The sequence below is a fragment of the Rhodococcus sp. 05-2254-5 genome (assembly GCF_002258575.1).
Classification (GTDB): Bacteria; Actinomycetota; Actinomycetes; order Mycobacteriales; family Mycobacteriaceae; genus Rhodococcoides; species Rhodococcoides fascians.
This window is the reverse complement of the sequence record NZ_NOZG01000007.1, coordinates 280,906-296,761: the sequence shown is the minus strand read 5'-3', so window position 1 is coordinate 296,761 and position 15,856 is coordinate 280,906. Positions and strand designations below refer to the sequence as shown.

General features: G+C 64.9%; 12 protein-coding genes. 7 read left to right on the top strand and 5 right to left on the bottom strand.

Annotated features, from left to right (window positions below; all coding sequences use genetic code 11):
* Nucleotides 1–487 precede the first annotated feature (487 nt).
* Both CH278_RS06745 and CH278_RS06740 read left to right on the top strand, forming a co-directional pair.
* On the top strand, nucleotides 488–3,877 hold the full coding sequence (locus tag CH278_RS06745; protein ID WP_094621500.1) for a (Fe-S)-binding protein: 3,390 nt from the start codon (nucleotides 488–490) through the stop codon (nucleotides 3,875–3,877).
* 167 nt (nucleotides 3,878–4,044) lie between these two features.
* Nucleotides 4,045–4,314, top strand: a complete 270-nt coding sequence (locus CH278_RS06740) for a hypothetical protein (protein ID WP_027495639.1) — start codon at nucleotides 4,045–4,047, stop codon at nucleotides 4,312–4,314.
* Here CH278_RS06740 and CH278_RS06735 read toward each other — a convergent pair.
* Nucleotides 4,307–6,220, bottom strand: coding sequence for a dipeptidyl-peptidase 5 (locus CH278_RS06735; protein ID WP_094621698.1), 1,914 nt, complete (start codon nucleotides 6,218–6,220; stop codon nucleotides 4,307–4,309). The two genes, CH278_RS06740 and CH278_RS06735, sit on opposite strands and share 8 nt — an antisense overlap.
* A gap of 100 nt (nucleotides 6,221–6,320) precedes the next feature.
* Here CH278_RS06735 and CH278_RS06730 point away from each other — a divergent pair, with 100 nt between their 5' ends.
* On the top strand, nucleotides 6,321–6,557 hold the full coding sequence (locus tag CH278_RS06730; RefSeq protein ID WP_094621499.1) for a DUF3263 domain-containing protein: 237 nt from the start codon (nucleotides 6,321–6,323) through the stop codon (nucleotides 6,555–6,557).
* On the opposite strand, the gene CH278_RS06725 is transcribed toward CH278_RS06730, so the two are convergent.
* Nucleotides 6,554–7,258, bottom strand: a complete 705-nt coding sequence (locus CH278_RS06725) for an SOS response-associated peptidase (RefSeq protein WP_094621498.1) — start codon at nucleotides 7,256–7,258, stop codon at nucleotides 6,554–6,556. The genes CH278_RS06730 and CH278_RS06725 overlap by 4 nt on opposite strands.
* Nucleotides 7,259–7,363: 105 nt before the next feature.
* Between CH278_RS06725 and CH278_RS06720 the strand changes: the two genes are divergently transcribed.
* Together CH278_RS06720 and CH278_RS06715 are read left to right on the top strand one after the other, a co-directional pair.
* A complete protein-coding gene (locus CH278_RS06720) occupies nucleotides 7,364–8,614 on the top strand; it encodes a pyridoxal phosphate-dependent aminotransferase (RefSeq protein ID WP_027495635.1) in 1,251 nt (416 codons plus the stop codon).
* A 246-nt stretch (nucleotides 8,615–8,860) separates the two neighbouring features.
* Nucleotides 8,861–10,207, top strand: a complete 1,347-nt coding sequence (locus CH278_RS06715) for a YibE/F family protein (protein WP_256991874.1) — start codon at nucleotides 8,861–8,863, stop codon at nucleotides 10,205–10,207.
* A 75-nt stretch (nucleotides 10,208–10,282) separates the two neighbouring features.
* Here CH278_RS06715 and ald read toward each other — a convergent pair whose 3' ends face one another.
* Entirely contained in the window at nucleotides 10,283–11,365 is a 1,083-nt protein-coding gene (ald, locus tag CH278_RS06710; protein WP_027495633.1) for an alanine dehydrogenase, read from the bottom strand.
* 112 nt (nucleotides 11,366–11,477) lie between these two features.
* Between ald and CH278_RS06705 the strand changes: the two genes are divergently transcribed.
* A complete protein-coding gene (locus tag CH278_RS06705; RefSeq protein WP_027495632.1) occupies nucleotides 11,478–12,002 on the top strand; it encodes an Lrp/AsnC family transcriptional regulator in 525 nt (174 codons plus the stop codon).
* A 6-nt stretch (nucleotides 12,003–12,008) separates the two neighbouring features.
* Here the strand turns inward: CH278_RS06705 and CH278_RS06700 are convergent, their stop codons facing one another.
* Complete coding sequence (locus CH278_RS06700) at nucleotides 12,009–13,874, bottom strand: Hsp70 family protein (protein WP_094621697.1); 1,866 nt, start codon at nucleotides 13,872–13,874, stop codon at nucleotides 12,009–12,011.
* 99 nt (nucleotides 13,875–13,973) lie between these two features.
* Entirely contained in the window at nucleotides 13,974–15,320 is a 1,347-nt protein-coding gene (locus CH278_RS06695) for a hypothetical protein (protein ID WP_143536222.1), read from the bottom strand.
* Nucleotides 15,321–15,596: 276 nt separating this feature from the next.
* On the opposite strand from CH278_RS06695, the gene CH278_RS06690 reads away from it, so the two are divergent.
* The gene (locus CH278_RS06690) at nucleotides 15,597–15,854 is read left to right on the top strand and encodes an acyl carrier protein (protein ID WP_032371863.1); all 258 of its coding nucleotides are present in this window, start codon (nucleotides 15,597–15,599) and stop codon (nucleotides 15,852–15,854) included.
* The last annotated feature ends 2 nt before the right edge of the window (nucleotides 15,855–15,856 follow it).

Genomic DNA, 15,856 nt, shown 5'->3' with positions numbered 1-15,856 from the left:
CCGTCGAACGCGACATCACCCCGAATGACGTCCTCGCACCTCTGGTCCACAGGCAGTGTAAACCATCAATCAGACCGGTCGTTGTGCTACCGACCCTTTACCGTGTCCGAAAAGTTATGAACAATCACAACGCCCGAATCGGACAGAAAGACCGCACTTTCGTTCGGTTTCACGGCTTCCTTCTTCCACGCCGCAGCCGTCGGTAAACCTCGGACATCGGGCCGATTCGGCCGGGTTAGGTCTGCCTTCTCGCAGGAGTCACAAGCCCGTACGCCTAACGTGATGCGGGCGACAACCTACTGACGAGTTCAGCCCACCCGTCGGACGGTCTCGTGCGCGCAACCACCAGCGTCGCTCCAGGCGATTCTGACCTAAGTTACCCGTCGGTAGATTTCGCGATCTACTGGCAGGTAACATCGCTGTATTCCTCTCGACGGGCTGGACCCGCGGTAGCTGCTCCAGCTGCCACTGAACGAAAGGCCGCGACATGAACGCCCTGACGATCACGTTGGGCACAGTCGGTGCTCTGCTCAGCCTCGTGTGTTGGTACGCCTTCATTCGTGGCGCCCTGCGCATGTTCAACATCGTGAGGCTGGGTCAGCCGGCACCCGACCGTTGGCGACCGATCGTCCCCCGCTTCAAGCAGATGATCATCGAGTTCGCCGCGCACACCAAGATGGTCAAGTTCCGCACCGTCGGCTGGGCGCACTGGCTGGTGATGATCGGCTTCATGGTCGGGTCCGTGTTCTGGTTCGAGGCCTACGGACAGACGTTCAACCCCGAGTTCCACTGGCCCATCGTCGGCGACACCGCCGTCTACCACCTGATGGACGAGATTCTCGGTCTCGGCACCGTCATCGGCATCACCACGCTGATCATCATTCGCCAGCTCAACCACCCGCGTAAGCCCGAGCGTCAGTCGCGCTTCGCCGGCTCCGGGTTCAAGGCCGCCTACTTCGTCGAGGCCGTCGTCCTCATCGAGGGCCTCAGCATGGTGTTCGTCAAGGCGGGCAAGATCGCCACCTACGGACATGCGAACCCCTACACCGACTTCTTCACGATGCGCCTCGCCGAGCTGCTGCCGGCCAACTCCAACATGGTCTCGATCTTCGCGCTGATCAAGCTGATGTCCGGCATGATCTGGCTCTACATCGTCGGTACCCGCATCAACTGGGGCGTCGCGTGGCACCGCTTCACGGCCTTCCCCAATATCTACTTCAAGCGTATGGACGACGGCACCGTCGCCCTCGGCGCCGCCAAGCCGATGATGTCCGGCGGCAAGGTCCTCGAGATGGAAGAGGCCGATCCCGACGTCGACGCGTTCGGTGCAGGCAAGATCGAGGACTTCAGCTGGAAGGGCTGGCTCGACTTCACCACCTGCACCGAGTGCGGCCGCTGCCAGTCGCAGTGCCCCGCCTGGAACACCGGCAAGCCCCTCTCCCCCAAGCTGCTGATCATGTCGCTGCGCGATCACAGCCACGCCAAGGCCCCGTACCTGCTGGCCGGCGGCAAGAAAGACATGGCGGGCGACGAGGTCGGACTCGTCGATGCCGAGGGCAACGTCGACCAGAAGGCGCTCGACGCCATTCCGCAGAATGCTCGCGACGAAGCCGATCGCAAGCTCGTCGCCGACGCCATCGAGGGCGGCATCATCGACCCCGAGGTGCTGTGGAGCTGCACCACCTGCGGTGCGTGCGTCGAGCAGTGCCCGGTGGACATCGAACACGTCGACCACATCATCGACATGCGTCGCTACCAGGTGCTGATCGAGTCCGAGTTCCCGTCCGAGCTCGCCGGCTTGTTCAAGAACCTGGAGAACAAGGGCAACCCGTGGGGCCAGAACTCCAAGGACCGCCTCAACTGGATCAACGAGATGGACTTCGACATCCCGGTCTTCGGCCAGGACGCCGATTCGTTCCAGGACTACGAGTACCTCTTCTGGGTCGGCTGCGCCGGAGCCTACGAGGACCGCGCCAAGAAGACCACGAAGGCCGTCGCCGAGCTGCTCGCCACCGCAGGCGTGAAGTTCATGGTGCTCGGTGCCGACGAGACCTGCACCGGCGACTCCGCTCGCCGCGCAGGCAACGAGTTCCTGTTCCAGCAGCTCGCCATGCAGAACATCGAGACACTGAACAACGTGTTCGACGGCGTCGAGCAGAGCAAGCGCAAGATCGTCGTCACCTGCGCCCACTGCTTCAACGCACTCGGCAACGAGTACCCGCAGGTCGGCGGTGACTACGAGGTGGTCCACCACACGCAGCTGCTCAACCGTCTCGTGCGGCAGAAGAAGCTGATCCCGGTGGCCTCGGTCAGCCAGGACATCACCTACCACGATCCGTGCTACCTCGGCCGTCACAACAAGGTGTACGACGCCCCGCGTGAGCTGATGGCCGCGTCGGGCTCCAACCTCAAGGAGATGCCGCGTCACGGTGAGCGGTCCATGTGCTGTGGTGCCGGTGGCGCTCGTATGTGGATGGAAGAGAACATCGGCAAGCGCATCAACATCGACCGGGTCGACGAAGCGCTTGCGACCAACCCGAAGAAGATCGCCACGGGCTGCCCGTTCTGCCGCGTCATGCTCACCGACGGTGTCACCGCACGGCAGGAAGGCGGCGCACACGAGGGCGTCGAGGTTGTCGACGTCGCGCAGCTGATGCTCGAGTCGATCACCCGCGTCGAGTCCTCGGTATTGGCCGAGAACATCAAGGTCATCCCGCGCGAGCAGACTCCCGAAGAGAAGCTGGCCACCGAAAAGGTCGCAGCCGTCGAGGAGAAGGGGCGCGTCGAGGAGATCGAGGTCGCAGCCGAAGGCGGCGATCCCGAAGCCGAGACCAAGAAGGCGCAGCCGGCCAAGGCTGCTGGTGGCCTGAAGATGAAGGGACTTGCGAAAGCTCCCGGAGCCAAGACACCCGGTTCTGCGCCCGCCAACGCCGAAGCCGAGAAGACGTCGGGGCACTCGGCCGATACTGCCGCGGACGCATCGAAGCCCAAGGGCCTCGGTTTGGCCGGTGGCAAGGCACCCGGTGGCAAGGGTCTGCAGATGAAGGGCAAGGCACCCGGCGCGAAGGCGGCTGCCCCGGCACCTGCCGACACTCCCTCGGCAACCGAAGCACCTGCTCCCGCAGAGGCCTCCGAGTCGACTCCAACCGTCAAGCCCAAGGGCCTGGCCGTGAAGTCCGGATTCAAGAAGCCCGGCGCGAAGGCACCCGGCAAGCCCGCCGACGCTGCTCCTGCGGCGTCGACACCCGCCCCGGAAGCGGCCGATGATGCAGCAGAATCACCTTCTGCTGCAACTGAATCCGTAGCCACAGAATCCAAGCCGACCGTCAAGCCCAAGGGTCTGGCCGTGAAGTCCGGATTCAAGAAGCCGGGAGCCAAGGCACCGGGCAAGCCTGCTGCCGAAGCCCCTGCGTCCGAGGCTCCTACTGCTGAGGCACCGGCTACCGAGGCCACGGCGTCCGAGGCATCCGCCACCGAGGCTGCTGCAACGGAGCCTGCTGCAACCGAATCCGTAGCAGCAGAGTCCAAGCCGACCGTCCAGCCCAAGGGTCTGGCCGTGAAGTCCGGATTCAAGAAGCCGGGCGCGCGGACACCGGGTGCGGCCGCCGCTGCACCTGCCGCAGCACCAGCCGAGCCGGCTGCAGCAGAGCCCGAAAAGGCCGAGCCGACACCGGAAACAGAGGCACCGGTCACGGAAGCACCGATCACCGAAGCCCCAGAGGCCGAGGTACCGGAAGCAGAGGCTCCGAAGGCAGAAGCGTCGGACACCGCGGCCGAGACCACATCCAACGGTTCGGATGATCGCACTCCGCCCAAGCCGAAGGCCGGTGGACTCGGATTCGCTCCGGGTGCAAAGGTTCCGGGTCGCCGGAAGTAACCTCACACCCTTTCTACCGACTGCGCGCCCCTGCTCACTTCAGAGCAGGGGCGCGCAGTCGTCGGTAGGGGTGTGAAGTCCCTGCTGGACCCCCGCGGCGGTGGACGAATCGGACATCGTGAGTATGGTCGGAACCGAACTGCATACCCGAAGAAGTAGGAGCACGCATGACCGACGACGCGGACAAGCTCTTTCGCCGCTACGACGAGTGGTGGACGGCGCTCTCGCCCGACGATCGAGCGCATGTCGAGAAGTGCTGCGAGTCCGGCCGCACCGACGAGCGCCTCTGTGCATTGGTGATCGAGCACAACGGCCCGTCGAAGGCGGCGTTCGAGGCGGGCAGCAAACTGTCCGTCGGCAACAGCAAGTACTGCGCGATCCCCAGCGCGCTGCTCGAATTTCTCGAGGCGAAGCGCGCACACCCACCACTCAGTTAGACGGTCGCCACAGCTCCAGTTCGGGGATTCCGGGTGGGGTGAATCCCATGACCTGCCCGTAGAACGACAGTTCCGATTCTCGGGCGTTCACCTGTGTTTCGAGTTTGCGGAATCCGTGCGACTCACCGGCGTACGTGAGGTAGGCGTGCGGTATTCCCTTCTCCACCATGGCGTCTCGGAATCGTTCGGCCTGCGAGGGCGGCACGATGGGATCGTCGAGACCCTGCAGCAGCAGTACCGGGCACGAGAGTCCGTCGACGTTGTTCACCGGCGCGCGGGTGCGATACAGATCGAGGGCCTCGGGCAGCGGCCCGATGAGCCCGTCGATGTAGCGGGACTCGAAATCGTGCGTCTCGGCGACGAACATCTCCAGTTCGGCGACGCCGAAGTACGAAGCACCGCAGGCGAATACGTCGGACGACGTGAGCGCGGCCAATACCGTCCAGCCACCTGCCGAACCACCTTCGATGGCCAGCCGGTTCGGGTCGGCGAGGCCGGCGTCAGCCAATCCACGGACCGCGGCGATGGTGTCTTCGACGTCGACCACGCCCCACTGCCCACGCAACCGGTTACGGTATTCGCGCCCGTAACCACTGGACCCGCCGTAGTTCACATCGACGACGCCGATGCCGCGGCTGGTGAAGTACGCGAACACCGGGTTCAACGCCGGTGCCACATGAGCCGTCGGACCGCCGTGCACGAACGCGACGTACGGCGGTAGTTCGCCGTCCAAACCCTCGTAGGACGGGTTACGTGGTGCGTACGCGATGGCATGCACTTCGCGATCCGGTCCCTGGAAGGTGACCTGACGCCCCGCGGGCAGGTATTCGACATCCGGTATCGACTCGAAACTCGAACGCACACTGCGTAATTCGCGGGTGGCCAGGTCGACTGCGAACAGTCCCGACGGCACCTGAGCGCCGCCGCCCCGGAGCAGAACTGTTGATCCGAGCCGTCCCCCGAGCCCCACCGAAGTCACTCCGTCGAGTTCGATGTCGTCGAGGGTGCCGGTGGCGGGGTCGAGAACGGCGAGCGTATCCGTGCCGACGGTGCGAACGGTCAGCAACGTGCCGTCGTCGAGGACGTCGTACCAGCGGGCTCCGAGTTGCCAGAGCGGGGCACCGAAGTCTGCATCGAGGGTCGACATCGGCGTCGCTTTGCCGTCCAGCGTGACCGAATACAGGTTCCACCAACCACTTCGGTCGCTGATGACGTACAGCGACTCGTCGTCGATCCATTCCGGCTGCAACACCGATTCCTCGGTCGAACCCGCCAATACAGTCCACGACGACGGATCCGACAGCGATGCGACCCGCAGTTCTGTTCCGTCCCAGGGCATCTGCGGGTGGTTCCAGGCGATCCACGCGATGCGGCTGCCGTCGGGTGAAAGCCTAGGGTAGGCAAGGAAATTCGATCCCGAGACCAGTGAGCGCACTCCGCCGCCGCCGAGGTCGATCGCGACGATGTCTCGGGTGACGGCTCCGGCGTCGTGGGTCTCGCGGACGGCGATCACGTCGGTACCGACCACCGACAGCTCCCCGTACCGAATGCTCGACGCCACAGCCGGGGCCGGGGTGAGCGGTAGTGGTGCGTCACCGGGGGTGAGCCGGTAGATGCGCTGATCGGAGAATTCCGCGAACACCAGATCACCGTTCGGCGTTGCCGTCCATGCGCCGCCGCCGTATTCGTGAACGCGGGTGCGGGCATTGAACGGTGCCGGCAGGATCGCCTCGACCTGTCCGTCGACGTGGCGGCAGATCGCGGTTCGGCCCTGTTCGGTGGGCCGCACCTCGGACCACCAGATCTCGTGTCCGACGAATCGTCCACCTTCGACGGGGTGGCCGGCCGACGACAGGTCGGCTGCGGTGATGGGCGAGGGCCAGGATCCGTACGCGAGAGCGGTCACCTGCTCCACCCTAGTGAACTCCACACGCACGTAACGCGGTGTTCATCGCACCTTCAACCGCGACACAGATGATGGTGGGACGCAGCACGAGGGAGAGATCATGCGCCGGACCACCACCCACTCCGTCGACCACGAGATTCTGACGTTCGGTCGTACCTGGCACGGGTACGGCGGCGGCAGTGCCGAGGACATCTACGTGGCGTTCGGGGTCGATGCGTCCACCTACTTCCGGCGACTCGAGCGCATCCTCGAATCCCCGGTGGCCGCCGACCTGACTGCGAGCGAACGAGCCGCGATGCTCGACATCTGCCGGCACCGCACCGACGGTCAGGGCTAGACCGGAGTCAGCAGCTCGGGGCTGTTGTTCTTCACACTGTTCACCGCGGTACTCACCTCGTAGGGCTCGAGCCGCGGCTCCGGTATCGCGGCCAGCAGCTCGGACACCTCGTTCAGGTTCGTCAGAGTCGGATCCAGCCAACTCGCCCGCAGCTCCGGGGGCAGCACAACCGGTGAGCGATCGTGGATGTGCCCGAGGGCGTCCGCAGCAGGCGAGGTGAGCACGGTGGCCGACCACACCCAGCGGTCCTCGTCGTCGTCGGCCTTGGTGGGGTCTCGCCACAGTTCGTACAGACCCGCCATCGCCAGCACGCCCTGCTCGTGCAGGAAGTACGGCACTTTCGCACCGTCGCGCTTCTCCCACTCGTAGTACCCGTCGGCCGGAATGATGCAGCGCCGACGACTTGCGGCCTTCTTGAACGACGGCTTCTCGGTGATCGTCTCGGACCTGGCGTTGATGAGCCGGGACCCGATCTTCGCGTCCTTCGCCCACGACGGAATCAATCCCCATCGCACCGAACGCAATTGGCGCACGGCGTCGGACTCGGGTTCGTCCTTGGGCGCGCGTTCGAGCACCGTCCTGATGGTCTGAGTCGGGGCTACGTTGTACGACGGCGGCACCTCGTCGCCCACTGTCTCGGCGATCTCGAAGACCGCCTGCAGGTCGCTGTCACTCCGGGTACTGGCATACCGTCCGCACATGGAACGAGATTGTTCCACCTGCCACCGACACGGCCCAGTGAAACGGCGGTGCCCGAACGACAACCTCGTGGATTCCCACGGCACTCACCTGGCACGATGTGACGGGTGAGCACTCCGCAGATCCACCCACAGCCGCGTTATCGCACGTTGCAGCAGTCGACCAAGCTGCAGAACGTGCTGTACGAGATCCGCGGACCGGTACACGCGCATGCTGCCCGGCTCGAGGCCGAGGGCCATCGCATCCTGAAGCTGAACATCGGTAATCCGGCCCCGTTCGGCTTCGAGGCTCCGGACGTGATCGTGCGAGACATGATCGCGGCGCTACCGGTGGCCCAGGGCTACTCGGAGTCGAAGGGCATCCTGTCGGCTCGCCGTGCCATCGTGACGCGCTACGAACTCGAACCGGGCTTCCCCGATCTGGACGTCGACGACATCTACCTCGGTAACGGCGTCTCCGAGCTCATCACGATGACGATGCAGGCGCTGCTGGACGACGGCGACGAGGTCTTGATTCCGGCCCCGGACTACCCGTTGTGGACGGCGATGACGACGCTGTCCGGCGGCAAGGCGGTGCACTACATGTGCGACGAGGAGAACGGGTGGAATCCCGATCTCGCCGACATCGAGTCGAAGATCACTCCGAAGACCGTCGCGCTGCTGGTGATCAATCCCAACAATCCAACGGGTGCGGTGTACTCCAAGGAGGTCCTGCAGGGCATCGTCGATCTGGCGCGCAAGCATCAGCTGCTGTTGCTCGCCGACGAGATCTACGACCGGATTCTCTACGACGACGCCGAGCACACCTCGCTGGCGAGCCTGGCTCCGGATCTGCTGTGCCTGACGTACAACGGTCTGTCCAAGGCGTATCGCGTGGCCGGCTACCGTGCCGGATGGCTCGCGATCACCGGCCCGAAGAAGCACGCCGCGGGGTTCATCGAAGGTATCGACCTGCTCGCGTCGACGCGTCTGTGTCCCAATGTGCCTGCCCAGCACGCCATTCAGGTTGCTCTGGGTGGGTATCAGAGCATCGAAGATCTGATCCTGCCCGGAGGACGGCTGCTCGAGCAGCGCGATGTCGCGTGGGAGAAGCTCAACGCCATTCACGGGGTCTCGTGCGTCAAGCCGCGCGGTGCGCTGTACGCATTCCCGCGACTCGATCCCGAGGTGCACGAGATCTACGACGACGAGAAGCTCGTACAGGACCTGCTGCTGCAGGAGAAGATCCTGGTTGTTCAGGGCACCGGATTCAACTGGCCCGGGCACGATCACGTGCGGATCGTGACGCTGCCGTGGGCCCGCGATCTGGCCGTCGCGATCGAGAGGTTCGGCAACTTCCTGTCCTCGTACAAACAGTGAGGCTCGAAGTTACCGATAAGTAGTTGAAAGTGATGGACAAAACACCGGGGTGATCCCGCCTCCGCCGCGAATCATCTGTACATTGGCGGACGGCACTTCGGTGCCCGCGAGCCCTGGTCGTACCCATCCCCCCCCGGGGCGATCAGGTGGTGGCGGGGGACGCCCCCCCTGCTCCCCGCCACCGAGCTCCTCGCCTCGGCCGAGTACCCGGCCGGTAACGATCCGGCCCCGTACTAGCCTTGCACCGTGGAACCACACGGCACGCAACCCTCGAACGGCATCTCGCCGGGCTCCACTTCTCATGTGGGTCACGGTCACGGCCACAGCGACTCCCCCGTGCCGTTGGGACCGGTGGCAGCCAAGGTCGTCGTCGGATTGCTGATCGCTATTGCCATAGCCGTCATCGCCGGGGCCTTCGCGCTCTGGCCCAGCAAACAGAGCATCGACATCCCGCTGCCGTTCCAGACCTCGGGTGGCGGTGCAGTGTCCACCGAGGCGGGCACCATCACCTCGCAGAGCATCGGGCCCTGCGGGAGTACCGACGCAGGTCGAGCATTCACCGGCAACCCGACCCCTGCGGTCAACGACTCGTACGAATGTCAGCGCAGCATCGTCGACATCACCACCGGTGAGGACGCAGGCAAAAGGACGGTACTCGAGATCGCGCCGGGTCCCGGCCAACCGACTCTGAGCGCCGGTGAGGACATCCGGCTGGTTGTGCAGACAGACCCCTCCGGTGGAGTCCGATACTCCTTCAACGACTATTCCCGCGGGCTTCCGCTCGGGTTGATCGTCGGTGTGTTCGCCGTGGTCATCTGTGTGGTGGCCCGCTGGCGGGGATTCCGCGCGCTGGTCGGCCTACTCATCGCGTTCGCCGTGCTGGTGGTGTTCATGCTGCCGGCTCTGCTCGACGGCGCTCCGGCCATTCCGGTCGCGTTGGTCGCCGGCGCGATCATTCTCTACGCCGTGCTGTATCTGGCGCACGGCGTCAACCTCCGGACCAGCTCGGCGCTACTGGGCACGCTGACCTCGATGGGCCTGGCCGCAGTGCTGTCCTACGTCGCGATTCGGATGACGCACCTCACCGGGTTGTCGGAGGAACAGAACACTGCGGTGCAGACGTACATCGGCAATGTCAGCGTCACCGGTCTGCTGTTGGCCGGCTTCATCATCGGCTCGCTCGGTGTGCTCAACGACGTGACGATCACCCAGGCCTCGGCGGCCTTCGAGTTGGCATCGGTGGACGAGACGGCGTCGCGGCGCGAGATCTTCACCGCCGCGATGCGGGTGGGGCGCGATCACATCGCCAGTACCGTCTACACCCTGGTACTCGCGTACGCCGGTGGTGCGCTGCCGCTGCTGCTGCTCTTCAGCGTCGCCGACCGGTCGATCCAGGACGTGTTGACCGGTGACGCGGTGGCGATCGAAATCGTGCGGTCGTCCGTCGGTGGCGTCGCGCTGGCCCTGTCGGTACCGCTCACCACTGCCATTGCCGTCCTGCTGGCTCGGCCGCTCACCTCGTCGCGGATGCCCTCTTCGCCGCGGCAGGCCAAGCCCACACGATCGCGGGGCTCGGGCCGCCACAGCGCGTAGAGCGGCTTCGCCGCACGTGAGTGGAAACTCGTAGCAGGCACCGATCTTTCGTGCACGTGCGGCGAAGCCGCTCGGTCAGGCGAATGCCGCCGCAACGGTCGCGGACAGCAGCTCACCTTCATGGGTGCTCAGGCCCGCTTTCAGACCGGGGTCCGCGGCGCAGGCGGCTTCCCAACCCTTGTCGGCCAATGCAACCACGTAGGGCAGGGTGGCATTGGTGAGCGCGTACGTCGAGGTACGGGGCACGGCTCCGGGCATGTTGGCCACGCAGTAGAAAACGGATTCGTGCACCTTGTAGGTGGGATCGGCGTGGGTGGTGGCCACCGAGTCCTCGAAGCAGCCGCCCTGATCGATGGCGATGTCGACCAGAACCGATCCCGGCTTCATGCGCTGAACCAGGCTGTTCGACACCAGCTTCGGCGCTTTCGCTCCGGGGACGAGTACGGCTCCGATGACCAGATCGGCGGCCAGCACGGCCTGTTCGAGTTCGTAAGCGTTCGACACCACTGTCTTGACGGCACCGCGGTACTGATCGTCGATCGCGCGCAGCGCTCGGACATCGAGATCTAGTACGGTGACGTCGGCGTGCATACCGAAAGCGATTGCGGTGGCGTTCTTTCCGGAGACGCCGGCTCCGATCACGACGACGTTGGCGGGACGCACTCCCGGTACGCCACCCATCAGTACGCCGCGGCCACCTTCACTCGACATCAGGTGGTAGGCACCGGCCTGCGGTGCCAAACGGCCGGCAACTTCGCTCATCGGCGCGAGCAGGGGCAGCGATCCGTCTGCGGCCGTGACGGTTTCGTAGGCAATGGACGTGGTGCCCGACGCCAGCAACGCGTCGGTGCAGGCCTTTGACGCCGCAAGATGCAGGTAGGTGAACAGCACCTGACCCTTGCGCAGGCGTGAATACTCCTCGGCGATGGGTTCTTTGACCTTGAGCAGGAGATCGGCCGCGTCCCAGACGGCAACCGCGTCGGTGAAAATTTGCGCGCCTGCGGCTTTGTAATCGGTATCGGTGAACGACGAACCGGCGCCGGCTTCGGTTTCGATGATCACTTCGTGTCCTCGCGAGACAAGTTCGTGCACGCCTGCCGGGGTGATGGCCACCCGGTATTCGTGGTTCTTGATCTCGCGTGGAATTCCGATTTTCATGACGTCCTCCTGCAGTGGCGGTGACCGAAGCGACGCTCCGTGGGTACGCCAACTATGAATTATGTGCGGAATTGCTGCAATGGATGTGAACAAAATTCTGTATCGTCGGGCCATGGATGCAGATAGTTCATTTCAGCCGGTCGATGAGGGGGCTCGATCGAATGATGTTCGGTCCGTCGCCCTGGACCGAATCGACCACATTCTGCTCGACGAACTGCGTCGAGACGCACGCACACCGAACAATGCGCTGGCGGCCGCAGCAGGGATCGCGCCGTCCACTGCCCTCACCCGAGTTCGGGCGCTTGTCGAACGCGGCGTCATCCGCGGCTTCCACGCCGACATCGACCCCGAGGCCCTCGGGCAGGGCATTCAGGCCATGATCTCGGTTCGGCTGCAAGCGGATGCTCGACGGCGGATCAGCGAATTCGGTTCGAAGATCGCGTCCCGAAAGGAGACGCTGAACATCTACTTCATTGCCGGGGCCGACGACTTCCTGGTGCATGTGGCGACGGTCGACACGGCCACCCTGCGTGATTTCGTCGTCGAGAATCTCAGTGCCGACCCTGCCGTCGCAGCGACCGAGACCATCTTGATCTTCGAGCACATCAGGCCGCGAAACACGAACGCGGACAAGTAGAACCGATCAGGGTGCCGGCGGCACGATCGGGGGGAAGCCCGGCAACGTGAAGTCCGGGAAGCCCGGAATCAGCGGCGGCGGTTGCTGCGTCGTGACGGGCGGAACGGACTCGACCGGTGCCGGCGGCGGCTCGACCGTCGTGGTCTCGGTGGTCGTGACCGGCTGTTCCCACGTGGTTTCCGGCTGCTCGGTCGTCGGCTCCACAGTGGTGGTCGGTTCCGGCGCAGGCGGTGGCGGCAACAGAACGGGAGCAGGCGTCGTCGTCGGCACCGTCGTGACCACCGGAGTATCGGTTTGGTCGCGACTGACCGAGGTGTCCACTACCTGCGGAGAGTTCTGGTGGGTGAACATGAAGCCGGACACGGCGACCACCGCTGCCGCGCAGAACGCGAGCACTCCGCCGGTACGCAGCCTGCGCCGTGCGCGAGTGCGATCGTCTTCACCGTCGTCGTCGTCGTAATCGGCGTCGAGCCAGTAAATGTTCTTCAGCTGGAACGGAACGGGCTTCCCGTCCTCGACGGTGTCCGCGGCGGCATCTGTGGCGGACGTATGCAACACCGGCTGTACTGCAGGCGCTTCCACGGCGAGAGCAGAGACTTCACCCACGCCGTTCTCGGAAAACTCGTGCACCGCAGTCGATTCCGACGAAGGCTGAGCATCCGCGGTGGACGGCTCGGGAATATCGGCGGGCGCGTCGGCGAACTTCGAGGATTCGAAACCGGTTGCTGCAGAAGCAGATTCGGTAATCGATGCGGCAGCGATCCACGGACGTGCGGGCACGGGACGAGTCGAGCTCGGCGTCGCCACCGGCGGTGCGGCATGCTGCGACTCCGAACGCGCGGGCATCATCGGCTCGGGCGCAGGTGGCACCACAGGCACCGGCGGTGCCACCGGAGCCGGCGGGACAACAGCGGCGCTGTCCGTGTGTCGACGTCTCGGCACGCTTGCCTGCGCGTCGCGCGCAGTACGGTCGGGAGCGGTTCTGGTGCGCGAATTCGGCCGCGCGGCCAATGCTGCTCCGCGTGCGGCCACCGTCTCGGGCTCGGTCGGGACGATGGAGGGCAGTTCGAGCAGTGGGCCCACGCGCTGCTGGACGATGGGCATGCGGGCACCACCACCGATCAACACGACCGCGTCGATCGGCACGTTGGCACCGATCATGACCTCGCGGGCGAACTCGATCGCCTCGTCGAGCAGGTCTGTGATCAGCAGTTCGAAATTCTCCCGAGACAGCAGGATCATCCCGCTCGCGTCGGGCAGGCACACGGCGTCCTGGGTGGACAGGCGTTCCTTGGCGATGCGGCAGCGCTTCTCGAACAGCGCAATGTCAGGGTCGGTCGCCGGCTTACCGAGGCGCTGGAGCTGATTGTTGCGCACGTAGGCGTCGATCAGATCACCGCTGTAGGAGCCGGAGCGCTGGGATGCCGTCACCGTGCGCGCTGTCAGGTCGACGACGCTGACCGTCAATCCGGAACTACCGAGGTCGAACAGGGCGACAGAGCCGGCACCTCGCGCCTCACCGGTGACGGCGAGGTATTCGATGACGGCCTCGACCTCGGGGACCAGGTGGTAGTTGTTCAGGTGAGCACCGGCGAAGGCGGCGCGCAGTGCATCGGCCTGACGCGGATCCCGGTAGGCGATGCCGGTGGACAGTTCGGGTTCGACCTCGGCAGCGGCACCGATCGATTCGGCGGCCAGGTGCGGGAGGTCCCCGGTGGCACTGTCGATCAGTTCGTTGCGAAAGAACAGTGGCCTCTCGACGTCGGTGACCAGGGCGGACGAGGTGTCGCCGGAGGCTCCGAACTGGTCTGCTCTGGGCTGCGCCGTGCGCACGGCTCGGGTCCCCATGGACACCCCAAGCAGCACAGTCACGATCGTCGGCCTCACTTCGTTCGGCGGTTTCGGTGAACGCCCCATCGGGAGTCCACCCGCACACGGTACCGTCTCGCGGCGAGCTGCACTAAAGGGTGCCTAGGGGCCTGCTTGTTCGGCTTCGGTGTCGGTGAAGCCGAAACCGATGTCGGACGCCTCGCCGGGAGGCTGGTACATCTCACCGGTGTACGAATATTGCTCGACGTAGAGCTGCTCGTACGTCAGAGTGGTCGGTCCCGCCGCAGCCGGTTGGTCCGGTGGAGGCGTGTCGGTGACCGGGGGTGCGATCTCGGCGAGAGTCGCCTCGAAACCGGGGTCGGTATTGATCACGGATCTGGGCGCATTGTCGAAATCGGCGAAGAGCGCGAACATCAGCGCGACAACCACCACTCCGACCGACACCGCCACGGCACCGATCTTGAGTACCGCCTGCCGAGTCCACTGGCGGTCTGACAGGTAAGACATAGGAATCGCAGCGACCCCGCGACGGCCGACACCACGGACTCTGTGTGGCGATGGGTCTTCCCGAGCGAGTTCCGGTTCCGCTTCGGGTTGCGTCGTCGACTCGACCTCGGACGGCGACTCCGATTCCACTACCTCCGCTACAGGCGACGGTTCCACTACCGGATCGGGGGCCTGTTTCGAGCCGATTTCAGCCCGGATCAGCGCGCCCTCGGCAACCGGCGACACCGAGTCGTGGACGGTGAGCGGCACCGGCCAGGTGGCGCGAACCCGCCGCTGGACGAGGGGGCTGTTGGCCACTCCTCCCAGCAACACGATCGCGTCGGGGGTCCGGGGACCGACCCACTCGATCATGTCGTCGATCAGTGGAGTGGCGACCGCCTCGAACTCGTCGCGTTCGAGGATCATCGGGCCGTTGTTGGGTGCGCGCACACCGGCCGACGTGGTCAGTAGCTCCCTGAGCTCTCGGAAGAACGTGCGATAGGACGCGGCACCCTCGGGTCCTTCCGGTTCCGGCAGGATCCCCTTGGTCATCACCAGGCCCTGCACCACGTCGTCGAGGCGTTCGCCGCCGAACGACTCCGTTCGGTCGTGCCATTCGACGGTTTCTTCGGCGGTGTTCAGAACCAAGGCCGACGTTCCGCGTCTCCCGAGGTCGAGCACCAGCACGGTCGTCGCGTCGGCAAGGGTGTCGAGCGAACGCACGAACGCGAGCAGCGCGCAGTGCTCGTCCACCGTCTCGACGGACGCAGTCAGGCCTGCCGACGTCGGGAAATCCGTGTAGCGCAGGGTGCGAGCCTCGCGCCCGGTGATGACGACGGAGTCGAAGGGGCCGCGCGCTCCGATGCGGTCGGTCAGGTCGTGCATCGCACGGTCCGGATCGGTGAGCTCGAGATCGACGGACTCGACGACGCGGCGGTCACCATCGGTGTAGGCGATGCGCAGGGCGTCCGACTCCACGGCCACGCCGCAGACTGGTCCCATCGAGTGTTGTCCTTCGATTGCTTGCCGTATGTACAGACGATCGGAACCTATCGTACGCACGCTCGGTGTGGCCGAAACGAGCAAACGGGCCGAAAACCGACATGCGGGACGTAGGTCACGAAACTTGCACTCGGTATGCGGTATCGGCTTCAAACAATCTGAGATATTGTTTACCCGGGTCTGGGGAGACTGCGGGTCGAAATATTTTCCGTCGGCCCGTACGACTTGCGAGGCCGCCCGGTCTCGCACCCAAGCGATCGGTGGAGGTCCGTCACGATGGAAACACTCAGTACGCAGTTCGACGCACGCATTCGGGACGTGCTGGACAAGCTCGGCAAGATGCCGGTCGCCGCGTCGGGCATCGACTCTGCTTCCGACCTCTACGACAGTGGCTTGACCTCGCACGCGAGTGTCAACGTCATGATCGGCCTCGAGGACGAATTCGACATCGAGTTCCCGGACTCGATGCTGCAGAAGTCCACGTTCGCGAGCATCGACGCGATCGCAGCTGCTGTCGCACAACTCGCAGGCTGACG